The 25,635-nt window shown below is 39.7% G+C and carries 18 protein-coding genes, 3 pseudogenes and 1 riboswitch; of the genes and pseudogenes, 2 read left to right on the top strand and 19 right to left on the bottom strand.

The genetic code is table 11. From position 1 onward, the window contains the following. Nucleotides 1–116: 116 nt before the first annotated feature. The 7 genes and pseudogenes from NI467_RS03655 to NI467_RS03625 form a co-directional block, all read right to left on the bottom strand. Nucleotides 117–1,346: pseudogene (locus NI467_RS03655) on the bottom strand (tyrosine-type recombinase/integrase). Nucleotides 1,347–1,779: 433 nt separating this feature from the next. Then, nucleotides 1,780–2,697: a LysR family transcriptional regulator gene (locus NI467_RS03650; protein WP_253150973.1), complete on the bottom strand. Its 918-nt coding sequence runs from the start codon at nucleotides 2,695–2,697 to the stop codon at nucleotides 1,780–1,782. An 83-nt stretch (nucleotides 2,698–2,780) separates the two neighbouring features. After that, nucleotides 2,781–3,581 (bottom strand): sulfite exporter TauE/SafE family protein, encoded by an 801-nt coding sequence (locus NI467_RS03645; RefSeq protein WP_005267225.1) that lies wholly within the window; start codon nucleotides 3,579–3,581, stop codon nucleotides 2,781–2,783. A 43-nt stretch (nucleotides 3,582–3,624) separates the two neighbouring features. After that, entirely contained in the window at nucleotides 3,625–4,119 is a 495-nt protein-coding gene (locus NI467_RS03640; protein WP_005267227.1) for a flavin reductase, read from the bottom strand. A 96-nt stretch (nucleotides 4,120–4,215) separates the two neighbouring features. After that, nucleotides 4,216–5,244 carry a methionine synthase gene (locus NI467_RS03635; RefSeq protein WP_005267229.1) on the bottom strand — a complete coding sequence of 343 codons (1,029 nt, stop codon included), beginning with the start codon at nucleotides 5,242–5,244 and terminating at the stop codon, nucleotides 4,216–4,218. Nucleotides 5,245–5,286: 42 nt separating this feature from the next. After that, the gene (locus NI467_RS03630; RefSeq protein ID WP_067728746.1) at nucleotides 5,287–6,285 is read right to left on the bottom strand and encodes a putative oxygenase MesX; all 999 of its coding nucleotides are present in this window, start codon (nucleotides 6,283–6,285) and stop codon (nucleotides 5,287–5,289) included. A 353-nt stretch (nucleotides 6,286–6,638) separates the two neighbouring features. Next, nucleotides 6,639–7,940, bottom strand: coding sequence for an MFS transporter (locus tag NI467_RS03625; RefSeq protein WP_253150971.1), 1,302 nt, complete (start codon nucleotides 7,938–7,940; stop codon nucleotides 6,639–6,641). A gap of 443 nt (nucleotides 7,941–8,383) precedes the next feature. Here NI467_RS03625 and NI467_RS03620 point away from each other — a divergent pair, with 443 nt between their 5' ends. Together NI467_RS03620 and NI467_RS03610 are read left to right on the top strand one after the other, a co-directional pair. Continuing rightward, the gene (locus NI467_RS03620; RefSeq protein ID WP_075175394.1) at nucleotides 8,384–9,052 is read left to right on the top strand and encodes an epoxyqueuosine reductase QueH; all 669 of its coding nucleotides are present in this window, start codon (nucleotides 8,384–8,386) and stop codon (nucleotides 9,050–9,052) included. Between the two features lie 402 nt (nucleotides 9,053–9,454). Beyond that, nucleotides 9,455–10,996 carry a PepSY domain-containing protein gene (locus tag NI467_RS03610; RefSeq protein WP_253150969.1) on the top strand — a complete coding sequence of 514 codons (1,542 nt, stop codon included), beginning with the start codon at nucleotides 9,455–9,457 and terminating at the stop codon, nucleotides 10,994–10,996. A gap of 276 nt (nucleotides 10,997–11,272) precedes the next feature. On the opposite strand, the gene NI467_RS03605 is transcribed toward NI467_RS03610, so the two are convergent. The 12 genes and pseudogenes from NI467_RS03605 to NI467_RS03555 all read right to left on the bottom strand — a co-directional run bounded on the left by NI467_RS03605 (nucleotide 11,273) and on the right by NI467_RS03555 (nucleotide 25,574). Continuing rightward, on the bottom strand, nucleotides 11,273–12,658 hold the full coding sequence (locus NI467_RS03605) for a methylenetetrahydrofolate reductase C-terminal domain-containing protein (RefSeq protein ID WP_005267252.1): 1,386 nt from the start codon (nucleotides 12,656–12,658) through the stop codon (nucleotides 11,273–11,275). A 109-nt stretch (nucleotides 12,659–12,767) separates the two neighbouring features. Beyond that, nucleotides 12,768–13,061: a hypothetical protein gene (locus tag NI467_RS03600; RefSeq protein WP_075175391.1), complete on the bottom strand. Its 294-nt coding sequence runs from the start codon at nucleotides 13,059–13,061 to the stop codon at nucleotides 12,768–12,770. Nucleotides 13,062–13,220: 159 nt separating this feature from the next. Then, the gene (locus NI467_RS03595) at nucleotides 13,221–14,354 is read right to left on the bottom strand and encodes a 5-methyltetrahydropteroyltriglutamate--homocysteine S-methyltransferase (RefSeq protein ID WP_253150967.1); all 1,134 of its coding nucleotides are present in this window, start codon (nucleotides 14,352–14,354) and stop codon (nucleotides 13,221–13,223) included. A gap of 345 nt (nucleotides 14,355–14,699) precedes the next feature. Beyond that, nucleotides 14,700–16,556 carry a TonB-dependent receptor domain-containing protein gene (locus tag NI467_RS03590; protein WP_253150965.1) on the bottom strand — a complete coding sequence of 619 codons (1,857 nt, stop codon included), beginning with the start codon at nucleotides 16,554–16,556 and terminating at the stop codon, nucleotides 14,700–14,702. 125 nt (nucleotides 16,557–16,681) lie between these two features. Beyond that, nucleotides 16,682–16,828, bottom strand: a riboswitch (cobalamin riboswitch). A gap of 142 nt (nucleotides 16,829–16,970) precedes the next feature. Next, nucleotides 16,971–17,201: pseudogene (locus NI467_RS03585) on the bottom strand (integrase core domain-containing protein); the annotation flags it as partial. A gap of 134 nt (nucleotides 17,202–17,335) precedes the next feature. Further along, nucleotides 17,336–19,726, bottom strand: a pseudogene (locus NI467_RS03580) (type I restriction endonuclease subunit R); the annotation flags it as partial. A 383-nt stretch (nucleotides 19,727–20,109) separates the two neighbouring features. After that, the gene (locus tag NI467_RS14880; RefSeq protein ID WP_163168538.1) at nucleotides 20,110–20,268 is read right to left on the bottom strand and encodes a transposase; all 159 of its coding nucleotides are present in this window, start codon (nucleotides 20,266–20,268) and stop codon (nucleotides 20,110–20,112) included. Nucleotides 20,269–20,388: 120 nt separating this feature from the next. Beyond that, a complete protein-coding gene (locus tag NI467_RS03575; protein WP_253150961.1) occupies nucleotides 20,389–21,150 on the bottom strand; it encodes an energy transducer TonB in 762 nt (253 codons plus the stop codon). Next, nucleotides 21,147–21,593: a protein TolR gene (gene tolR / locus NI467_RS03570; protein ID WP_086208627.1), complete on the bottom strand. Its 447-nt coding sequence runs from the start codon at nucleotides 21,591–21,593 to the stop codon at nucleotides 21,147–21,149. The genes NI467_RS03575 and tolR overlap by 4 nt, the downstream gene beginning before the upstream one ends. A gap of 12 nt (nucleotides 21,594–21,605) precedes the next feature. Further along, complete coding sequence (gene tolQ / locus NI467_RS03565) at nucleotides 21,606–22,304, bottom strand: protein TolQ (protein WP_049590884.1); 699 nt, start codon at nucleotides 22,302–22,304, stop codon at nucleotides 21,606–21,608. Between the two features lie 113 nt (nucleotides 22,305–22,417). Continuing rightward, nucleotides 22,418–24,397 carry a phytase gene (locus NI467_RS03560; protein WP_253150959.1) on the bottom strand — a complete coding sequence of 660 codons (1,980 nt, stop codon included), beginning with the start codon at nucleotides 24,395–24,397 and terminating at the stop codon, nucleotides 22,418–22,420. 76 nt (nucleotides 24,398–24,473) lie between these two features. After that, nucleotides 24,474–25,574, bottom strand: coding sequence for a TonB-dependent receptor domain-containing protein (locus NI467_RS03555; RefSeq protein WP_253150957.1), 1,101 nt, complete (start codon nucleotides 25,572–25,574; stop codon nucleotides 24,474–24,476). Nucleotides 25,575–25,635 lie beyond the last annotated feature (61 nt).

Here is a 25,635-nt window from a genome sequence, read left to right as displayed (position 1 = left end):
AGCGAATCGGATTGGGTGTCCGACTTTCGCCCCGTCAGGCTAGACTTAGCAAACTGAATATAATCTATATTTACCTTTATTTGTGCATTTATTGGCTAGTAGCGCGACATATATTCTCATTTAGCCTTTTTAAACTGGATGATGCTCTGATCTGCGATTTCTTCTAAATGGTTCGCGTACCATTGCATCATATTAGCCCTGTCCTGTAGGTACTGGGCCTTGTTATACACACCTGCCACGCCGTCCTTTACATGGGCCAGTGCTGCTTCAATATGACGTTCATCAAAACCACGATTGTTTAACAATGTGCTGGCAATATGCCTAAATACATGTGGAGTCTGTCTGCCTTCATACCCCATACGGCGCAAGGCCATAATAAAAACGGTATCTGACTTTGGCTTGCTCTTATCTGATCTGCTCGGAAATAAATATTCAGAATTGGTTTGGTAGGTCTGCAATTCTCTTAATATGGCAATTGCCTGTACAGATAACGGTACAATATGCTCCCGGCGTTTCTTCATACGCTCGGCTGGGATATTCCATAAGCCTTGTTCCAGGTCGAACTCCTGCCATTTGGCTTCCCTTAGCTCGGTAGGTCGGCAGAACAGCATAGCTAAAAGCTGTAGGCCCATCCGATCGTCCATAGTTGGGTAAGTATTGATTGCTCTTAATAACGCAGGTAACTCCAGCTCACTGACATGTGACATATTTTGTTTTACGCCTTGTTGCAGGAACTTTTGCAGGCCCTCTAATGGGTTGTAATCAATACGGCCTGTCACCTTTGCAAAATCGTATATATCACGACACATAGCCCGAACTCGGTTTACCTGCTCGTATATCCCCTGTTCCTGCTGGATGCCTTTTAAATGGTTCATCCATTAAATCGGCTTTATGGTGGTGTACAAACGTTTGCCAAAAACTGGAAATATATGTTTTTCTAATGCACCTTTATTTCTAGTCATGGTGTCCTTTACCCATGATTCCTTCTTAGTGTCTAGCCATTCACGAGCCAATATCTCAAAAGTAGCGTTATTTTTCTCAAGTTCTTGGAGTTTTCTTTCTTGCTTGGAAATGATGGGATTATCGCCGTGTGATATGTCTTGAATTATCTCAGATATTTTTTTTCTTGCGCCTTTGCCTGACAATTCAGGATAAGCCCCTATCCCAAGCCATGACCATTTACCATCTGCTTTTTTATATCTGAACAGCTATACTTTTTTGCCATCAGGCTTCACACGAAAATATAAGCCTTCGCCGTCCAGTTCCCGATACTCTTTTGACTCAGGTTCTAGGTTAGCCAGTACGGTATCTGATAACGGTCTGCGTTTTATATCGGCTCTTTTCATGGCTTGTACACCAGCGGATTCAATAAATCTTGCAATGTACAAGGCAGTGTACACGGTGCATGTACACTGTGGCTAGTTATATTTGGTTATGTTTAGGCAAGAAAAAAGGCTTAATCCCTTTAGAATCAAGCCTTTTCGTTTTAAAACTTGGCATATTTTGCCATGTTTTGTTGGGTATTTGGTGGAGGTGGCGGGAGTTGAACCCGCTAAAGCTTAACTCTATCAAAATCTATCAAATATAATTGTTTGTATTTTCAATCATTTATATAATTTCATTTGATAGTTTTTGATAGGATTTAAAAAAAGTGTGGCAAAAAATGTGGCAATTATTTTTTACCCAATGTGAACCCAAATTTGATTTAGTGCATTGAATCATAAAACTATTATTGTCTAAATCCCCCCTAGGATAATGCAATGATAAAGACTCAGAGAACTAACTGTAGTAAGAGATTCTTTTCTTTGAGAATCGCTCAAGCTGCTTTAAGAAACCATCAAAGTAATCTTTGTCTTTTTCATCCGTTCTAAAACCAGCATATAAGGTACGACGTAAACCTTCAGGTGCAACACAATTAAGACGTCGTGAAGTGACCCAACCTTTTTGCTCATATTCATTCACCACCCAATCAGGCAATGCGGCAATACCACGACCGCTTGCAACCAACTGAATCAACATTTGGGTCAAGTCGGTGGTTCGAATATTTTTCGGCTGAATATTTGCAGGAATAAATAGCTTAGACATGATATCCAAACGATGTTTATCCACTGGATATGTAATAAGCGTTTCTTCAGCCAACTCTTGAACAGTAATGTGTTCTGCACGCACCAATGGATGTGTTGTCGATAAGACAAGTCGAGACTCATACTCAAACACTGGAAAGTATTCAACACCTTTCAAAGCAATCGGATCTGCAGTAATCAATAAATCAAATTCGCCATTTTGCAATAACTCATGTGGATTTGCTTCAAATCCTGATGCAAAATCCAAATCGACATCGGGATATTGAATACGGTATTGATTGAGTAAGGGCATGAGCCAATCGAAACAACTATGGCATTCGGAAGAAAAAGTAATCCGACCAGTTTGCCCATGAATAATACGTGTAATGTCGCTTTGTGTAATTTGAACTTGTGGCAATACTTCATCGGCCAATTTCAATAGACGTAAGCCAACATTAGAGAAACTGATAGGACGTGTACGACGATTGACAACTTCTACACCAAACCATTGATCTAGCTCTCGCAACTGGTGAGATACAGCCGAAGGAGTCAGACATAGGTCACCTGCTGCTGCAACCAATGAACCGTGCTCTCTCAAGGCTGTCAGTGTTTTCAAATGTCGTATTTCTATCATGTAAATCCCAAACAATAACTATAATGTCAGAAAAGCCCACACTGAGTGAGCCTGTTCTTCATATCAAATTAATTGAATATCTCTTAACTCAATCCTTTAAACAGGAAAAAGCATCCAACGATACTCAACAATACCGCAAAACATTTTTTCAGCATTTGCGGTGATAAAGCATGCGCTGTTTTTGCACCCAACTTAGCTGTAAAGAAACTCATCAGGCTAATGCCTAAGAATGCGTAAGTATGTACATAGCCAATACTGTTAGGCACAGCAGCATGTGCTTTCATCCCAAAAATCATAAAGCCTAAAGCACCAGCGAACGCAATGGGTAAACCACAAGCGGCAGATGTTCCCACTGCCTTTTGCATGACGACGCCATAACGGTTGAGAAACGGGACGGTTAAACTGCCACCACCGATCCCAAAAATAGCTGAAGCCACCCCAATCACTGAACCTGCAGCCACCTGCTTACCAGTTGAAGGCAGTGTTCTACTTGAGTCCACGACCTTTTTAGCCCCCATGAACATAGTATATGCCACCCAAATCAAGAATAAACCAACGATGAGTTGAAGATGTATTCCTGAGAGCCATCCTGCAATCGCTGCTCCGGCAAAACAGCCAATCGCCATCGGTGGCGCCAGATTTTTAAATACTGACCACATCACTGCACCATTTCTATGGTGTGCCATCAATGAACTAATTGAAGTGACAACAATGGTGGCTAATGAGGTTCCTAATGCCAAATGCATAATGACATCAGGACTGTAGTCCATCTGAGTAAAAACAATAAAGAGTAATGGGACGATGATCGTTCCACCACCAACACCAAAGAGTCCTGCTGCAAATCCTGCAAGCGCCCCGATGGCAAAAAAAATGATTAATTCCACGATATACTGACTTTTAAAGAATAGAGTATTGAAGCAATGGGCTTTAAGCCGTTTCTAACTGACCCACTTGATGATAAGCGCGGTTAAAGTACACCAAGCTTTCTTCTTGATCGCTGTGTTTTACTGCAAGTACGCGGCATAAAAATATACTATGTGTACCGACTTGTTGAACATTCTCAATCTGACAATCAAAACTGACTAAAGCATCTTCTAAAATTGGTGATCCTGTTTCCAACCTACTCCAATCACCTAGTTTGAAACGATCTTCAGAACTGAACTTGCTTGAAGCAAACGCATTTGAAAGCTGTTCATGCTGAGTACTCAGTACATTTACAGCTAAGACTTGATTTTCAATAAACTGAGCATGAGAACGAGAGGATTGATTCATACAGACTAATAATGTTGGCGGAGTATCTGTGACACTACATACCGCAGATGCAGTAAAGCCATGCATCCCTGCTTCGCCTGTGGTTGTAATCACATTTACTGCAGTCGTTAGTAAAGACATTGCATTTCTAAAGTCTGTTGCTTCAATCATCTTTTTTATCTCAAATGTATAATCAAGTGCTTTTGCTTAGAACAGGACAAATGATTCAGTAAGCATTTACCCTGCTAAGCATCAAACTGCGTTTGATTAAGCCTCTAATTCTCTACGAACAATGGCTGCACCTGCACTTAGGGCTTCAAGCTTGCCACGTGCAACTTGGCGAGAAAGTGGCGTCATACCACAGTTGGTTGAAGGATAGAGTTTGTCAGCATCTACAAACTGCAATGCTTTACGCAAAGTATTTGCCACGTCTTCAGCCGTTTCAACCTGATTGGTTGCCACATCAATTGCCCCAACCATGACTTTTTTGCCACGAATCAGTTCAATTAAATCCATCGGTACACGTGAGTTTTGGCACTCTAACGAAATGATATCTACCTTTGACTTTTGTAATTTAGGGAATGATTCTTCATACTGACGCCATTCATTACCCAAGGTTTGTTTCCAATCCGTATTTGCCTTGATGCCGTAGCCATAGCAAATATGCACAGCGGTTTCACATTTGAGTCCTTCAAGCGCACGCTCTAAGGTCGGAATACCCCAGTCATTTACTTCATCAAAGAACACATTAAATGCAGGCTCATCAAACTGAATAATGTCGACTCCTGCTGCTTCAAGCTCTAACGCTTCTTGGTTAAGAATTTTAGCAAACTCCCAAGCCAATTTTTCACGACTCTTGTAGTGACCATCGTAAAGTGTATCAATCATGGTCATCGGACCAGGAAGCGCCCATTTAATTGGTTGATTGGTTTGGCTGCGCAAGAATTTCGCATCATCTACAAACACGGCTTTTTTACGAGAAACTTCACCCACAACCGACGGTACGCTTGCTTCATAACGATTACGAATACGCATGGTTTCACGCTTTTCGAAATCCACCCCTTCAAGATGCTCAATGAAGGTCGTTACGAAGTGCTGACGGGTTTGTTCACCGTCACTTACGATATCAATACCAGCAGTGACTTGCTCATGTAATGATAATTTTAACGCATCACGTTTAGCTTCAAGAAGTTCTTCGCCTTCAAGTTTCCATGCTGACCATAATTTTTCAGGTTCAGCGAGCCATGACGGTTTCGGTAAGCTGCCTGCTGTTGATGTTGGTAATAAAATAGCCATGTCTAATCTTCTTTCTTTAAATTCGTCTATCAATGCAATGGATTAAGCCGCTTGGTCTTGCTGAGCATTTTCAATTTTAAAATTCGCAGCCCACTCGTCCAAAATGTCTTTATACGGTTTGATGAAGTTTTCTTCTGTCCACTTACCTTGTTTCACCGCCAATTCACCACGTTCAACACGGTCATAAACAATACGTGTCAGTGAGTAATCGCCATAGCTCAAGCTTGGTTGATATTCCACACCTGCCGGAGAGTTGGTATTGTAAATTTCAGGACGGTAGATTTTTTGGAAGCTTTCCATAGTCGCAATCGCACTGATCAATTCAAAATCAGTGTAGTCACGAAGTAGATCGCCTGCACAGTAGAAAGCTAATGGTGCATTCGCGCCTTGAGGCTTAAAGTAACGAACGCTTAAGCCCATTTTGGCAAAGTAGGCATCAGTACGTGAGTAATCATCATTGGTGTATTCGACACCGAGTACTGGATGCACGTTAGCTGTTTGGTAATAAGTTTTTGTTGTAGAAACACTTAAACAAATAACAGGATTGTTTCTAAATTCTGTTTTAAATACTTCAGAGTTCACTAGATGTAAATATAACTTGCCATGCAAGTCTCCAAAATCTTCAGGCATCTCATTAAACTTACAGCCTAATGCAGGAAGCACAACACTAAAGTCATAATCACGAACATAAGAAGAAAAACTGTTTCCGATCATGCCTTCAATGCGCTGATTGGTTTTATGATCAATGATGGTGCTTTTTAGTGTTTCAATAAATGGGAAGGTTTGACCGTTGCCCTCAATATCAATCTCTGCAGAAATAATATCGATCTCAAGTGAATAGCGATCGCCTTTTGGATTGTCGACTGTAGCCAAACTATTAAAACGATTGTTGATCATCGCAAGTGTACGACGCAGGTTTTCTTGGCGGCTTTCACCACGGGCCAAGTTAGCAAAATTCGTGGTTAAACGTGTATTGTTTGCTGGTTCATAGTTTTCATCGAAACGAATGCGTTTGATTGAACATGCAAATTTCTGACTCATGGAGATTGCCACCTAAAAAATTTTACAAAATCTAAATTTCTGAATGGCTTTATTTAAACGTGAATCATAAAATGAGTAAAACGATATAAATTCAGGATGAGATGAGTAAATCTCATGTTGGTGTTTTTTTAACATGCAATGGATGAGATCGCCTCATCAAATATCCATATTGAAAGATCAAGTGTTGGACACGTATTAAATAGAAATCGAATGCATCTGTATATCGATACAATGATGAACATTTAATGATGAGAAAACGAGTTGGGATAAGGTGTATCTGAGTTGTGGGCTTATTCATTTTAAAATATACGATTGAATAAGCCCGAAATTGAGCATCATGTGCAATAAAACAATCAGCTCATAATGTTTTCATTTTTTGTTTCACGAATACACATGAAAGCACATAGAGAAACACCTGCCGCGATAGATAAATAATATCCCACAGCATGCAAACCATAATTTTGAGCCAATTGAGTTGCAATCAAAGGGGCAAATGATGCGCCTAAAATACTACCCAAATTATAAGACAAGGCTGTTCCTGTATATCGAACTGAAACAGGGAAAATTTCAGACAAAATGGTCCCAAGTGGTCCATAAGTTAAGCCCATAATACTTAAACCAAGGCACAGGAACACCAATACTGATAATACGTTATCAGCAACAAAAAATGTTGAGAAGAACAATCCAAAGATCATGGTCAGAATACAAATGGCAATGGATGTTATTTTTCTACCAAACTTCTCAGCGGATAATGCAGAGATAGGAATACACAGACCAAAACACACTGTTGCAATCAGTTGGATTTTTAAAAAAGTATCTCGACTATACCCTAATGCGGTTGTCCCCCAATTCAATGCAAATATCGTCATCAAATAAAATACAACCAAGGTACATACTGTCGCCAACATACCCAATACCACTTTTCCAATATGTTTGGTGAGCACATCCTTCAAAGGTACTTTAACTGCTGATTGCTTGTTTAAAACATTTTGAAAAGCTGGAGATTCGTGTAGTTTTAATCGAATATATAAGCCAACGAATACTAGCAATGCACTTGCAATAAACGGAATTCGCCAGCCCCATTGCATAAAGGCTTCATCTGATAAAAATGCACCTAATAATAAAAATGAGCTTGCCGCAAGAATAAAACCAATTGGAGAACCGAGCTGTGGGAACATGCCATACCATGCACGTTTACCCTTTGGTGCATTTTCTGTGGCGAATAATACCGCACCACTCCACTCGCCACTCAAACCAAGCCCTTGCCCTAAACGACACAATGCTAACAAGATGGGTGCAGCCACACCAATTTGTGCATGGGTCGGTAATAGTCCGATGCAAACTGTAGAAATCCCCATTAATAGCAATGCAGAAACGAGTGTGGCTTTACGGCCAATTCGATCACCAAGATGTCCAAAAATAATAGCGCCAATTGGACGTGCGATAAATGCAATTGAAAAAGTGGCTAAAGATTGCAGTAATGCGGCACTACCACTACTTTCAGGGAAAAATAAATGCGGGAAAACCAGTACAGCAGCCGTGGCATAAATATAAAAGTCGAAAAATTCAATTGTTGTACCTACCAGACTCGCAAATAAAACACGTGTTTTAGAATTTGGATTGACCGTGGAGGTGTTGTGTTCTACATATTCCATGAAAGACCATCATCATTCGATAAAAAATCAAAAGATATAAATAAGTCGGCTCTCATTTATATTTGTACAAAAAAAATGATGACGGCTTAGATATACACTGAACAAAATATGTTTAGAACCCGATTCAATTTTTTTATGACTTTTAGCGAAATTTAAGTATTCAAATTAATGAGCTATTTTTAGCTTTTCCAAAGAAAAAATAGCTCAGCCTTCAATTTTAAAATTTGGCTTCATTCAATTGATTTGTTTAAGCTCTAATCATATTTCACCAGTGCAATTTACACCCACACCAATACATGAGTAAAACGATATTTCCTCACCAAAAGATGAATTTAATTCACAACTTACATCCTGAAGATCACTCATTTAAACATGAGCAAAAATCACCTTAACCATGAGATTAGATTGTTAAGATGTAGGGTTTAGATTTAAGCCCTATTTCCATGTCAAATAAACTTGAACGTCAAAAACTGACTCTCCCAGAAGGTCATGACAAACTCCTGCTTCACTCCTGCTGTGCGCCGTGCTCAGGTGAAGTGATGGAAACCTTGATTGAATCAGGTATCGACTTTTCAATCTTTTTCTATAACCCTAACATTCACCCGATAAAAGAATATGAAATTCGTAAGGAAGAAAATATTCGCTTTGCCGAAAAACATAATATCCCTTTTATCGACTGTGATTACGATACTGACAATTGGTTTGCACGTGCCAAAGGTATGGAAAATGAACCTGAGAAAGGCATCCGTTGTACCATGTGCTTTGATATGCGTTTTGAGCGTACAGCTTTATATGCAGCCGAAAATGGCTTCAGTCTAATAAGTAGCTCGCTTGGTATTTCCCGTTGGAAGAACATGCAGCAGATTAATGACTGTGGTCATCGTTCTGCTTCACATTACCCAGGCATTACCTATTGGGATTACAACTGGCGTAAAAATGGTGGTGCTGTTCGTATGCTCGAAATCAGCAAGAAGGAAGAGTTCTACCAACAAGAATATTGTGGCTGTGTCTATTCCTTGCGCGACACCAACCGTTGGCGTATGAGCCAAGGTCGTGAACGGATTAAATTAGGTGTGAAATTCTATTCGAATGCCATGGATGACGAGACTTAATACGCTAAAATAGCCAATCTATTTGGGTATCTCATCTTTGTAATTCAAAAGAGTTATACAGATCAAAACTCTCTAAGATTGGCTATTTAGCTTTCAATTTCATCATCAAATATACTGCGATCAAACGCCTTGAAACTTCATTTAATTACACTTTATCGCTTTATGATTGGCTTTGGTATTGGCTATCTATGCACTTATTTTTTTGCCCTCAATTTGATTCATTTATGCCAATCTTTTTTACCTAAAGCCGAATCTGTTTTGCTTGGCTCATTGGTCGCACTTATCTTTTATATCGCATTTGTCATTTTGATTTTTTGTATCAAGAACCTGAAATGGTTGTCTCTATTAAGCCTGATTGTACTCAGCATTTTATTTCTTACACACAAGTTTTTAGGATAATTCATGCTGAAATCGATTAGACAATCTACGGCAACTTTGCATTCTTGGCTAGGCTTAATTTTTGGTTGGTTGCTCTTTCTCATTTTTGTGATGGGATCATTGAGTTTGTATAAAACTGAAATCAATTACTGGATGCAACCTCAATTTGCAACTATGCAAACTAGCTCTAATGAGGCAGCTCAATCCGCTTTTGCCTATTTACAAACACATGCTCCCGATGCAAAAAGTTGGTTTATCCATGTTGCTCATGATAATGCACCTGTAAATCGTGTCTTTTGGCAAACGGCTGAAGGTGCTTTCGAAAATAGAATATTAAATGCTTCAACTGGCAGTGAATTACAGTTATTAAATACCCAAGGTGGTGATTTCTTTTATCGACTGCACTTTCAACTCTATGGCATGTCTTATATGACAGGACAGATCATCGTCACTTTTACTGCCTTTATTTTATTAATTTTATTGATTTCTGGTGTGATTACTCATAAAAAATTACTGATCGAATTTTTTACTTTACGTACTAATAAGGGACAACTCTCTTATCTTGACTATCATACTGTATCCGCTGTCACAGCGATGCCGTTTTTCTTTGTGACGGCATTTACAGGCTTGGCGATGTTCTTTTATGTACTCTTCCCTGCAAATTTAAAACTCAGCTATCCTGACAATCCTTTTCAGTATTTTGAAGAGATCCGTACAATACCTCAGCAGGATTTACTTTCAACTCCTGAAAAAGCAGAAATGCGCCCTATACAATACTTTTTAAAGCACACGACTCGACAATGGGGAGTTGCACCCTTAGATACAATTACAGTAAAAAGTCCAAATACATCATCGGCCCATATAACAATTAATAAAAAAGAAGATCGTACGATCACACGTAACCAAGATCAGTTTATTTTTAATGCACATACAGGTGAATTGCTTAAAAACAATCGAAATACAAGTGCATTAGCAACTTTGAATAATGGAATATATAGCTTACACATGGCACGTTATGCACAGCCGAGTTTACGATTCATCTTGTTTTTATCGGGCATACTCGGAGCAACAATGATTGCTTCAGGCTTATTTTTATGGAGCTTAAAAAGACAGATAAAAAATAAAAAACAAAGCTTTCATCTTGGTGCATATCTGGTCAACAGACTTAATATGACTGCAACTATAGGTCTTGGTATTGCCGTACTGAGTTATTTCTATATAAACCGCTTAGTGACAGCACCTTACAATTTACCCAATTATGAAATTACTACATTTTTCTCAGTGTGGTTCATTTGCTTTTTAATCGCTTGTTTAATGCCACAGCATCAACTTTGGAAAAGCTTACTCAAGGGCTTCATCATTCTCGCTCTTATACTACCTATCATAAACCTATGCTACTTATTCAATCATCATCTTATTTCTTCATTCTCATCGTATTGGATGTTCTTGAGAGTTGATCTACTCATTCTTCTGTTTGCTTTGTTGGCTATATTTTTACATCAAAAAATAGCACCAATTGCATCAAACCAAGTGACTCAAAATCAGTTTATAAACGGTATACGCTAAATGAAACTTATCATTGGTCTAGGCTTGATCATTTTAGCTATGCTGTTATTTTTTGCAGTGAGCTCAAAGCAGCGTATAAAAACACAACAAAGTCGCTTTGCTGTACTTAGTCAGTATCCCCAGATCTCTAGATTTCTAGGAATACTGCTTTTAGGATTATCCTTGTTTCCACTTTGCTCACATTATGGAAACAGTATTGGTTTTATTTCACTATATCTTTTGATCACGCCTATTCTTTTGATTTTGATATTCATTAAACGTAATTAATGTAATGAATTAAGCTTCTGTATACCAATTTTTCCAAGAACTAGTGCCACGTACTTCAAGTGGTACAGTTGGAATCAATTTTTCTTTTAGAACGTCAGTCTGTCCCACGGCTTTGGCAAGCCGGGCTTTCACAGAATGAATGCATTCTCGATCTCCAAATTCACAGCGGTCTAAGGTAGTCCCCCCACAAGGACCATTCGCCAATCCTTTTGGACAGGTTTCAGGACAGATATATAAAGTATCTCCTAGCCTGCATTGACCACAGCTTTCACAGCCCACAACGCCATGCTTAGAGATAAATTCAGTTTTCAGTAATGCTTTTGCAGCAGGTGTATGCTCCCAAAATGAGGCTTTAAAAATAAAGCGTCCGATACCCTTGGCAATTTTGGACTCAAACAATGCCTCATGCATGAAATGTAGTTGCTGATATTTAATCAACTGACTGGATGTCGGCTGACGGGAGTAATAAGGCAATTCTGGCATGAACTCTTTTCCAGTCTTCACTTGCCATAATGAATTCCAGAGAGCTTCAAGTGCATTCAAATCCAGATGCCGATATTGTTCTATATAGCTTTCCAAAAGCATCTGCTCTTCAGGCTTGTAACAGGCTGAAAGGTGAACTCCGGCAAACCCAAGATGTTTACACATCAGGATCTGTAAAGCACAGCGTAAATGAACCCGATCACTCAACCCATCCTGTTTTTCCTGAGCCAACACCCCTAACATATAGGGTGTAATCACAATACCAGCGACTTTATTTTTCACCATAAAATTGGCACGAGCAAAACTCAGCGGCATAACACAAGCAAGTATTTTTTGTTGGTAATGATGACGATTTAAAAAAGCCTTTACTTGTTTTAAAGCATCCATGTCATACCCTAATTGGGTAATAATAAAATCTGCGCCTGCCTTCATCTTTTTGTGTAGTTTTAGATATTGTGCGTCACGCTCAGCTTCAGCATATTTGAACGGGTTAAAGGCCACACCTAGATGAAATCCACCACGGCGCTTGGCTACCATCACGGCATTCACCGATTCTAGATATCGGGTACGTCCAGATTCATCCCCCCCATAACTGTGCTCTTTGAGCTTATCGCCTGTCAGCAATAAAAGATTCTTAATATTGGCTGATTTGGCTTGATCTAAAAATAATTCAAAATCCTGAATATCTCGATCTTTCCCAGAAAAATGCAGAACTTTATCGCTCGATTTTGAATAATGCTGACTAGCCTCAAGCGGTGCCATATCATGGTCTGAATGGACACGGTCAGCAATTGCAATAAAAGCTGAGAAACCCGCAATATCTTGTGCTACATGTTGAGTTTTAGATGAAGTCAAATATTCAACTAAAATACAAAATTTATAATGTTCTAAGTGTTGAAAAAAATTAAGCATGTCCCTTGATTAACCAAATATCCTAAAGCTAAAACATTATTTAAAATTCAGGAAAGAACATGTCATTGTAGATAAATACAATTTGAATGTTCTCTCCTGTTCACATTCTTTATTTTCTTTTAGCTGAGCTGATTTTAATTTGACGCCTAAGCGTATTAATTTTTTGCTCAAGTAGCTGAATGATCAGATCAGAACCGCTTATCCAATTGTCATGATCCTGAAATTTCACATCATCTTTTAGAGCCGTTTCTGATTGAGCACCATTTGTATTTTTTCTAGATATCTCGAAACCTAGAATACTACTTTCCGTAGAACGTATTACCTTTAACACACTAAAATCAATTGGGTTATTGGTATTTGTCATTCGACATACTCGACCAATAAACTCTTTATCCTTTAACATCTTTACTCTCAAACCACTGGATAACTTACTTAAAACTTTTAAACATACTGATTAATTTGAATATCTTGCAAAAGGATTAATTAAAGCATTTACAGTTATTACCAAGGCAATAATACGCATACTTTGACTGATCACTTTTACAAGACGTAAATGATGAAATTAAGGCCAGAACTTTTTTGCGACCTTATTCATTAACTTAATTTTTTCCCACTGGGTATCATAGGAAATTTTGTTGCCCTCTTCAGTTGAAGCAAAACCGCTCTGTAAACACAGCCCTAATTGCTCAATGGGTAAAAATTGAGTTGCGTCATGGATACGCTGTGAAATGTCATCTTCACTTTCCACATACTCTTTTTTCGAAGAGACTAAGCCCAAAAATACTTCTGTTTGTGTGCCTTTGAGTAGCGCAATAGGTTCAAATCCACCTGCCCGATCTGTATCAAATTCCAATAAGTAACGATCGATATTGGTCAACTGTTTGAAAATATATGTAGAGATAAAGTGATAATCACCTTGATACAACCAGCTCGAACTAAAGTTGCCACGGTCAATATGCAACGATATAAATAAATCTTCTGGTTTATCTTTGAGTGCAAGATTGAGTATTTCTACACCTAGCATTGCTAAGTCATGATCTGACATACCAGAAGTGATTTCAGTTGCTCTATATTCTTCATCACTTAAATAGGCCCAAAACTCATCATTCAGTTGTAAATATCGACAACCTTCTTGGTAAAGCGCTTGAATTGCTTCTCGATAAGATTGCCCAATATCTGCAATATAGTCATTGATACGATCTGCATAGAACCGATTGTTTCTTAAGTGTGGAAAAAGCAACATAGTTGGACTTGGTATGCAATATTTAGCAGTTGCAAAACCTTCAATTGCTTTATGTAGATAACGATAATGAATCAGACTCGTGTGTTCTTCTGACCAAGCAATTTTCCCTGTGATACGGATGTCAATCGGTTTACTGATCGCATCTTTATATTTCAATCCATCACGTGTTTTGTAGCTTTCTATGCCTTGCAATTGCTCAAGAAAATCGAAATGCCACCAAGTACGGCGAAAATCACCATCTGTCATAACGGTACAATCTAAATCAAGCTGAATATCGATCAGGTTGTCAATTTCTGCATCTTCAACCTGTCTTAATGTCTCTTCATATATGACCCGATCAGCAAAGTCGTAACGTGCTTTTTTGAGTTTTAATGCTCTTAAAAAGCTACCGATATGCTCTACCTTATTATTCGCATATTGACTCTTGGCTTGAGGAGATGTGTTACTTTGCATAAATAAACCAAATAAAAATGACTTCTGAGAAGGTCACTTTGTAAAATTAGAAGTGTCGTTAATCGATATGTCTTTCAACGAAAAGAGAATGCTGTACCAGTATTTCAGTTTATTAATGAAAAACCAGACGACGAATCGTCTGGTTTTTCATGTGCACTACATTCAAAACGGGAGTATTGAAGGTATAACAACAAAACTGTACTGGTGTTTAATTAGATAAATTTAGATAGAATAAAACTATAAAAAACAACAATAACAGTGAATTATAACTGTTATTAAATGTGCTTTTACTGAAGGATTTTCACTCATAAATGAAGATCCTTCATGGTTTATCCTTAAGAAGTATTATTTCATCGCATAGCGAAGTGTTACCCAAGCAGTACGACCATCTTGGTTGTAGCCATTATTGGTGTTGTGTTCAACATCAAATACATTGGCAAGTTTAGTTTGAATTTCAAACTCAGGCGATACTTTATAACTTACTCGAGTATCGAACAATGCAAAACCATGTAATTCTGGGTTGGCAAAATCAGTTGTTTTACGTTTATCTTCTGCGTGCACTGCACCACCAATTGTCCATTGATCAATCGTGTAATCTAACGACACATTTAGTATTTGCTTCGGACGATAAGCAATTTGCTGACCTTCTGCGCCTTTACTACGATTTTCAGGATCTTGGTTTGTATAATTTAAGTTCCAAGAAACATTATCGTAGTTCTGACCTAAGACTAATTCCACACCACGAATAAGTGCCTCATTAATATTAGATGGTACATCTTCCCCTGCTGCATTTGGCGCCCATGCAATCAGGTTATCTATCTTATTTTCAAACGCATTTAATTCCCAATTAATAAACTTGTGCTGACCTTTCACCCCAATTTCAGTATTTTTTGAAGTTTCAGGTTGTAAATCAGGGTTACCAGTACCGACCCAATATAAGTCATTAAAAGTTGGCGCACGGAAAGCTGTACCATAGGTTGCATATGCCAAAATAGCATCGTTAAAACGATAACCTAAAGTGGCATTACCTGTGGTTTTATCACCAAACTGCTCGTTATCATCAAAACGTACTGCACCTTGTAATTCAACTTTGCCTACATTACCTAAGTACTGTGCAAAATAACCGATATTGTCACGCTCATTTTCTACATAGGTATTACTGCTTTTTATTTCATCTACCTGATAATCAACACCTGCAACCACACTATGATTTGGATGAAGTTCTAAAGTATTTAACCAAGATGCACTATCACGCAATGTTTCAAAACTTGCAGGATACGCATCAAAACTTTCGTTTTTATCTACTGCACGGCCAAGTTTTAGCTCAGTTGTCCATATATCATTTGCTTTGAATTTTGCACCTGCACCATAAATCGTTTGTTCAATTTTAGCATGCACATTTGGCGTATCTGCATATGGATAACCCCAATCATCTTGAGCATCATATTCATACTTGCCATCTACATGTAAAGCATTGATCGAAACATCTAAACGTTCGTTAATTTGATGCCCAGCACGTAAAGAAATAGAGGCATTTTCATAGCCATCTTTATCTAAATCTTGAGGCTCAGTTAAAGTTGATGCATTAATCCCACGTGTTTTTAAACCTGATGCACTTAAAGTTGCCCAGCTATTATCCTGACGAATATTTAAGCCAGCATTCGCCTCATAGGTTTCATGTGAGCCATATGTAAAAGATGCAAATGGTTTAACACCATCTGTCGTACCTTTACGTGTATAGACCTTTACCACACCACCAATTGCTTCTGAACCATATAAGCTTGAACGTGGACCACGTACCACTTCAACGCGCTCGATTTGAGCAATGGGTAGATGTTCAAATGCAGTCTGCCCAAGTGTTGCAGAACCTACTTTTTGCCCATCAACCAATACTAAAAGTGCATTTGAATTCGCACCACGAATAGAAATACCCGCAGTTTGTCCCATACCACCAGAACTTGTGTATGAAATACTTGGAATGGTACGTAATAAGTCTTGTAAAGAATTAAATTGCTTACGTTCAATTTCTTCACGATCAATCACAGTAACCGCAGCTAGCGTGTCAACATTTTTTTGCTCAACTAAATTGGCGACAACGTTAATTTCAGGAAGTTTAAAAACAGAATTTTCGGCTGCTATCGCAACTGACAATGGTGATAAAACAAGTAGACCACCTAAAGCAGTCGTGTAGATATGATTCATGGTATACCCCAGAACATCGCACCGCCCGTGCGACTATAAATGTGAAGCGCGCAGACGGATTTTGGGTAAGCAATACCAAATCAAATATAAAAAGTATGCAATCCCTGTTTTAACGCCCGCCGCATTAGTTAGGTTGTGCAGCAGGCCGGTCTCCGGACTTAAGGATGTTGCTATCCTATTCACCGTTGCGGGGGCAGTGTTAGCTTACACATACGTGTACTAACTTCCCAGTTTCACTTCTCTATAGAAGCACCTGAAGCAGGTACAGAGACTAAAACTAAGTCCTTGCTAAGTCAAACTGTTTCTGATTATTCGTATTACTCTCATAAAGCTAAATTTTCTAAGGAATATAGAGAGGTGGTCCCACTTGTTTGAACAACTAAAAGCTTATTTATAAGTGATATTCTGCTCTAGTTAAGCTACCTTATTTTGTTGTGGTAGCTGGTCATAGTAAAACTCATCTGGAGTCATTTTGTCCAGACTCGAATGAGGTCGTTTCAAATTATAAAATTCAAAATATGCACTCAATTGCTTTTTCGCATCGGTGACACTGCTATAAGCTTTGAGATACACCTCTTCATATTTAACGCTTCTCCATAACCGTTCAACCATCACATTATCAATCCATCGACCTTTACCATCCATACGGCTTTGTTGCATAAATATCTAAGACTATGATTTTTTTAATTCATTTTTGGATTAAAAATCAAACAAATCTTTAAGAATCAGCATCTTGAAGAATGTTTATGCAACAAAGCCTCTTTATTTTATAAGAAAACTTAGCGTTCTTTATTAACCAATACATCATAAATAATATGCGCAAATTGCTTCATCTTCGTAGGATCACTCATCAACTGTGTCATTTGCTCCATATGCGCTGCATTACTGTCTAATACAGCATCATCAAGCGCCGTATCAAACTCACCTAGCATGGCCTGTTCACGAGTGTTGTTATGAATCTGTTTCATCATCCGCGTATTTTCAGACATCTTGTCAGCAATGGTCAGAGCATAGTTGATCATGTCTTTCTCTGTCAGATTGTCCGTCACAAACAGATCATTCATACGGCTTAAAATCTGCGACAAAAAGTCTTCTTTCTTGTCTTTCGGCTTTGCAGTACCCAGTTCATTACCAGGCTCAAGTTTATGCTCGGTACTATCTGCTTTAAGCTGAATATCCTGCTGACGAAGCTTAGACAAGCGGTAATGGCTCATCGCGACATTACTCAGATCGATCTCATCTTCATCCGCAGCTTGTTCACGTAGCATTGGGCGTAAGTTACGCGCAAAAAGACTCAGCTTCTCAAGTTCTTGATCGTCATACTCCACGATTTGAGACATAAACTCATAGAAACGGGTAAAGCTGCCTAAATCCTTTTTAAAGATTTCTAGTGCATCACGGGCTTTCTTCGCTTCAGCAAATTCGTTTTCAGCATTGGCAATCAGTATGGCGTCCCCTGTCTGCTTACAGCGTTGTAAACGGTTCTTAGTGACATCATAATCATTCATGGCTGTCGTGTAGCGATGTTGCCAGCGTTGCATCGCAGGCTTACAGATATTGGCAAGTGCCGCATTGGGTTTGTTCTTGCTATAAAAAGCTTCTGTAAACTGCTCTACCTCAGTCATAAGGAAAATACCTGCTGATTTCAGCTTGTTGGCCAGATCGTACACTTGATCAGGATTGGACACATCTGCCAGTTCTGCTGTTTGGTAGTAAGGTTGGAAGGCATCCAGTATATCTTGCGGTTCATTAAAGAAATCCAGAACAAAGGTGCCAGTTTCTGCTTTACCCGGATAAGTACGATTCAAACGAGATAAGGTCTGTACGCACTCTACTCCACCTAGCTTTTTATCTACGTACATGGCACACAGCTTCGGCTGGTCAAAGCCGGTCTGGAACTTGTTTGCCACAATCATTACCTGAAAGTCATCGCTATCGAATGCCTTACGCATTTCACGACCTTTCAGGTTCGGGTTCATGTTACTTTCAGTGAATTTCTGCCCCAGTAAATGACTACAATCAGAATCATTCTGGTTGAATTCAACTTCACCAGAGAATGCCACCATGGCTTGAATATTCTGGTATTTGTTCTCAGCAATGTATTTATCAAAAGCCTGTTTATAACGCACCGCCTCTTTACGTGAACTAGTCACCAGCATGGCTTTGGCTTGTCCACCGAGTAAGCCCATAATATTCTTTTTAAAGTGTTCAATAATGATATGTACTTTTTGCGAGATATTATGGTCATGCAAGCGTACCCATTGATTCAGCTTGATCTTGGCTTTTTTGGCATCAACGGTTGCATCTTTTTCTTCAATTTTCTGCTTGAGCTTATAGATGACTTTATAGTTGGTGTAGTTCTTCAGTACATCCAAAATAAAGCCTTCTTCAATCGCTTGGCGCATCGAATAGACGTGATATGCCACAGGAATATTGGTTTTAGACGGCGGCATGCTTGGATCGGGCAAGCGTCCAAACAGTTGTAAGGTTTTATCCTTTGGTGTTGCGGTAAAGGCATAGAAGCTTAGGTTTGCACTATCCTTACGTGATGCCATCACGGCATCGAGTACATCTTCCGAAGAAAGCTGTTCATCTTCATCACGCTCTTCAATCATCAAAGTTTCTTTGAGCTGACGCGCCGTGGAACCGCTTTGCGATGAATGGGCTTCATCGGCAATGACGGCGTATTTACGTTCTTTTAAACTGGTGCTGTTTTCAATGGCACGTAGTACAAATGGGAAAGTCTGAATGGTCACGATAATAATCGGCTGAGCCATTTCCAAAGCTTTTGCCAGTTTCTCCGATTTGGAGCCATCGCCTTCCTTGTTGTTAATCCGTCCCACGACGCCATCTGCATGTTCAAACTGATAAATGGTGTCTTGTAATTGCGCATCTAAAATGGTTCGGTCTGTCACCACAATGACGGAATCAAACATCTTTTTATTGTTAGCATCATAAAGGCTAGAAAGCTGGTGCGCCGTCCATGCAATTGAGTTGGATTTACCCGAACCTGCGCTGTGCTGAATCAGGTATTTCTGTCCTGTGCCTTCAGCTAATGAGTCCTCAACCAGTTTACTGACCACTTTCCACTGATGATAACGTGGGAAGATCAGGCTCTCTTTTTTGTATATACGACCTTCCCAGTCTTCCTTTTCTTCAATCTGAAGATGCGGCTAGACCTGTAGAATCAGACCCACTCACCTGCTGATTCACTACCTGAATGACTTGATCCGATAAGCAATAAGGACAATTTAAACTCATAATATATACCTCTAGAAATGACAAAGGCTCACCGATTGGCAAGCCTTGCAAAGTTAAAAAAACTCGTTTTCATCTAGATAATGTATATTTGAGATTATTTTCAACTCATTGAAATGTACGCATCTTGGCTTTGCATTTCACACGCAGATGTTGCGCATCTTTTTCAGGCCGTACTAAATAGCGCACAGCATTAGCCATTTTTTCTACTTCACTAGAATTATTTCTGTGGATTCGACCAACACCTAAAATACCCAATTCCGTGTATTCTTGGATCTGCTCAGGATCATGACAGTTAAAAAAGTATCTTAACTTGCCTGTGATGAAATCGATTGTAAGCAGTTTGCAAAGGGCAGAGCTCTTGAGGAATATCATGCCATGTCGCACCCGTACATAGCTTCCATAAAATAGCTTCTATGATATTTTTACTGTTTTTTTGAGCAGTAATAACCATGTAATCTTATAGTATCTTGAATTTGCTACTAAATATTATCGGCAAGAAGAGTACGGGCAATTGAAAAATATAGAAATGAAAAGAGCTTAAAGGAGAATTTATGGCACCCACGGAATAAGATTAACTTTCAATACGATATTGGAAGGTATTTTTAACATTCGACACACTGGTCGGTTTGCCATCGACGAGACGAGGCTGATATTTAAAAGTGAGAGCAGCCTGAATCGAAGGTCGTACAAACATCGGATGGCAGTCGCCTTGTGCCTTTGGATTTTCTACCCGTCCTTTTTCGTTCACGCTATACACCACCGTACAATCCCCCTCTAGCTGACGATCCAAAGCTTGTTCAGGATAAGCTGGTGCTATTTTTGTAACAGGTTGATAATTTTTAACATCAAATGATTCAGGATGAGTTTGTGCTTTAGGTTCTACTGATTTCTGGGTCTTCGTCTGAGTTGGTATATCCGCTTGAGACTGCGTATCTACTGTTTTCTGAGATTCCGCTACTGCCGTTTGCTTTTCCGTCACGACTTGCTGTGTCGGTTTAGACGCTGTAGGTACAATTTTGTTGCTCTGTGACTCTACAAACTTCTTGGTGGTTTTCGGTTGGACTTCAGTAGGTTTCTCAAGCTGTTTCTTGACAGGCTCATGTAAGGGTTTTTCTTCGACTATCGGCTCAGGCTTTTTAGGTTCAGGTTGTTGTTTGGCTGGAGGGGGTATTTGCACAAATTGTAATTGAATGGTTTTCGGCTTGGGTTCCGCCAATGTTTCATGCATCTCAACCGTACATAACCATGCAATTAGCGCAATATGCAATCCAGCCGTGACCGAAAGTGCTAGGCCTTGATCACGGATCCTAATTTTGGAAACGGTTGTCATCATGATTGTGGTTCCTCTGTCACTAGCCCCAAGTTCGTTACCCCACTTTTTTGCAAGGATGCTATGGCCTGTGCAACCAGTTGATAATCAGCATCCTGATCGGCACGTACATAAAACTGTAAGCTTTTATCTTTTTGAATAATCGGAACGAGCTTTTGTTGCATAGTGGCTAAATCAATGGCCTGATCCGTAACTTTCTCGGTATTCACTTCTGATCCAATATTCCAGTAATACTGGCCATTGGCTTGAATAGATAAGGTTACAATACGCTGCTGTTGTGACGCGGGCATGACATTGGCATCCACTTTAGGCAAATCAATTTGAATGCCTTGCGTCAACATTGGTGCAGTCACCATAAAAATTACCAACAACACCAACATGACATCAATATAAGGAACCACATTCATTTCAGCATTGGGTTTTAATTTTTGAGGACGCTTAATCATGGTTCTTGCTCCTTAACGCGAAGTGCGCTCAGTGTGCCCCAACAAACGATAAATACGCGTTTGCAACTCATTGGCAAAACCGTAATAACGACTGGAAAGCTTGTCAGCACGTGCCGAAAAGCGGTTATACGCCACGACCGCAGGAATAGCGGCAAATAAACCAATAGCTGTCGCAATCAGCGCTTCTGCAATCCCTGGTGCAACTGTATTGAGGGTTGCCTGTTCAACGGCAGACAGTCCAATAAACGCATTCATAATGCCCCAGACCGTTCCAAATAAGCCTATATAAGGGCTGACTGAACCGACTGTTGCGAGAAAGGTTAGATTCTGCTGAAGCTTTTCTTCTTCTTCACTAATACTACTGAGTAAACGACGTTCTACCCCATCAATCACATCACTTGTGGTGAGTTGCTCATCTTTGATCAATTGATGGTATTCATCCACCCCATGTTGAAAAATGCTGACAACGCCTTTTTGTTGTTCAGGCTGTTGGTAATCTTGCTGTAAAAGATTGAGATCTTTTTGCTGTCTAAAATTCTTTAAAAAACGGTTCCAAAGCTGCTCTTGTCCACGAAGTAACATGCCGTGACGCACGATTAAATACCAACTTACGACTGAGGATAAAACCAAAATCAACATCACTACTTTTACCAACACACTGGCATGGCTAATCAACATCCAAACTGACATTTGATCCATCGTTGCTTGCATAACGCACTCCAATTTTTTTACTGCATGGTGCAGTACATATATATTTTTAAAATGGGCTGTGATTCTTTAGCAGCCCATGTACTCACTCAGGTACTAAAGTACTAAAGAGTTATTTAGTCCAAATGCAGCGCTTGGGCGATTTTTTCCCAAGGCACATATTTAAAGTTCTGATTGGTTTCAGGCATACGTTTACGTCCATCTTGCACCACCAACATGCCTCGCTTCCATTTGCCACCAAAATTTAGGGAACTCACATCTAGTCCATCTGTTTCAGACACAGCGTCAATGCCTTTGTCGGTATTGATGCCGATACGAAATGCGCCAAGAACCGTGTAAGGTGCAGCAGCATCAAGCACCACAAAGCTGTCATTGCCTTGGCTTGAAACCACCAAATAACTTTGGTTTTTGCCGTGATAAAGTCCCATCCCCTCAATGTCATCATGCATCACCTCTCCTACACCTATCACCTGCTGCATAGGAAGCTGAGTTTTTGGGTTGAGATCTTTTACCCACACCGCGACATCTTCTTCACCCAAGAAAATACGCCCTGTGGCATCGTCTACGATACAGCCTTCAGGTTGAGTTTTCACTGAAAAACGTTGTACTTCTTCAGCCCGTAATTTTTGCTGTGCAGCCGTGATGTGGTATTGAACAAAAGTCCCATTTTTATCGTTGGGAATGGCATAAATTTCCCCTTGAGCGTCGCGGTACATGCAAATGCCATAAATATCATCCAATGTGGTTGTTAACTCGCCAAGCACAGAAACCTTGCCCGTTTTGGGTTGAATCGCAAAGAGATGCAGGCTGTTATGATCTCGGTTCGATGCCACCGCCAAATCGACTGTCTGATTGCCCCATTTAAAACCGTGGCGTACATCGACATTATTCAATCGCCCTACTGGCAAGTACTGCACAGTTTTGCCCTGTAAGTCGTTAACCTGTAGACCACCTTGTTTATCTGTCGCTAAAATACGGGACTGACTCGGCTGTGCAGCGTTATGCCAAATCGCAGGATCATCAGCCGCATCACCTGTACTTGGCACGCCCTCCGTCTGCACTTCTGCTGGAATAGTGATGATATTTTGGGCTTTGGTCTGGGTCTGAGTTTCCCATTCCACATCTGTCACTTTCACGGTTTTATCATCTAAAATCAGCAAGGATTTATCTGTTAAATTACCTTGAACACTCAAAGTCTCTGCTTCTTTCACCGTATCTAGTTGTAAAGGCGGCTGTGCTTTCCATTGCTTATCTTGCTTTTGATAACGATAAAGCAAAGGTTTTTCCGCATCGAGTACAGCGACATGATCATCTACAATCGCAATTGCAGAAGGTGAACCTTGAATCGAACCAAAGGGTTGCACGAGATCCACCGCCTGACGCACCATGTCTGCTTCGGAATGAGCTGGATATGCCCAAACGCCAACATTCGCTTCATTAATAAACAGCTCTGCTGTGGCATCATTCACTTTGCATACACTACTAGCAGGTGGAAAACTGAGACGGCGTACCAACTGTGGTTGACTCAAAGCCTTCTCATGCTGAGCCACCAACCATTGTTCACCAAGCCCCTCTTCGCCTACTAAAAAAGCAAAACTCAGCCCTTGAGCATCGGTATATAAGCAAACATCTTCAGACTTAAATGAACGCTTTGGAATAAAGCTGGGTTTGTCCCATGCTTTATTTTTTAAGTTCATGCTCATCAGTTGAATTTGCTGTTGTTGCAAATTTGACGCAGCAATCAATAAACGCTCCGAACCAATCCGATAATCAAAACGCCCAAACTGACCTTGAATTTGATGTAGTACATTTTGTTGATCATCTAAGATTTGTAGCCCTTTGTTTTTACTGCTCAACAGTGCGGCAACTTCAGGCCATGCACTCAAGCTTAACCATTGCACATCCTCAGTTTTTGCCCCATTCATGTCGACTTCACGTAATTGCAACTTCGCTGTTATAGGCTGATCTATTGGTATTTCAGCCGAGCTTAACGACTGGCTATTTTGCGGAGCTTGGGGCACGCTGTGCTGACTGCATGCGCTCAATAACAGCAAGCAACTGCTTAAAGCAGACAATTTAAAAGATGAAAATTTCATAGAGACACTCAAAATTGGGCAAGGAAACTCAGGTCTGCTTTTACTGAGCAAACCTGAGAACTAAATTTAATTCGACTTAAAAATGGGTGTAGGTCAGTGCAAGTTTGTATGCTGGGCCATATTCTTCATATTGAGCGTTATAAGCCTTAGAGCCTGCATAGTTGTAATAAGTTTCATCGGTGATGTTTTGCACATCAAACGTCAATTGTAAGTTTTTAGATAAATTCACATGACTACTGAAATCAAGGAAGATTTGGTCATCGGTATAAATGTCTTTTTCTGGCGTGTCGATATCACCTAATGCATACAAATAGTTCGATTTATAATTTGCTGAAAGTCGTACACCAAAGCGCTCATTTTCCCAACCAATCATGGCATTACCGACCACATCCGACTGGTTTGGTAAATGAATACGACGGCTCAGAAGTTCGCCATCTTTCATCGAATCAATATCCGCCTCTGACTTACTAAAGGTGGTATTTAAACCCAACAAGAACCCGTTCCATGGTGCTCCTAGATGGTCAAACTTTTGTGAGTAGGCAAACTCCATCCCGTACAGTTTTGCTTCATTACCATTTTTATAGGTTATAGCTTCATCAAAGTCAGCCCATTGCCCTGTTCCTGCAATATTGGTGTTATAAATAAAGTTATCGATATCTTTATAAAATGCGTAGAAACCCACCATACTGGCTTTGCCAAAATACTTTTCCACCCCCAAATCAAAGTTAGAAGATTCTAAAGGCTTTAACATTGGGTTACCAAACTCAGCTTCATCGCCATCGATATAAACACTTGGTGCACTTTGCGCAAAGTTTGGACGTACCACACTATTGGTCCAAGCGGCACGGAGGTAAGCGTTATCGGCCAATTGATAACGTAAATGTAGGCTTGGCAACCAATGATCATAGTCATTTTTATATTTAGTCGCAGTGATCACATCATCGTTGAACTCAAAACCACGTGCTTCAAAGTTGGTATTTTCATAACGTAAGCCTGCAATCACACGCAGTTGATCCAAATCAACGGTATTCATGACATAAGCCGCTTGTATGTCTTCATTCGACTTAAAGTCATTAATGATTGAACCGTCAGCAACCACATAATCATTTGGATTTAATCCACTGATTTTATCTTTAATAGCGTTTTTCTCTGTACACGACAAAAATAGATAACTCATTGAAATAATGTCATAATAATTGTTTTCTAACGACGAATACTATGACACATCTCAATGAGTT

Source organism: Acinetobacter sp. S4397-1 (assembly GCF_024129285.1).
GTDB classification, from domain to species: Bacteria; Pseudomonadota; Gammaproteobacteria; order Pseudomonadales; family Moraxellaceae; genus Acinetobacter; species Acinetobacter lwoffii_C.
Note: the sequence above shows the minus strand (reverse complement) of the source record. Positions and strands in the feature narration are given on the sequence as shown.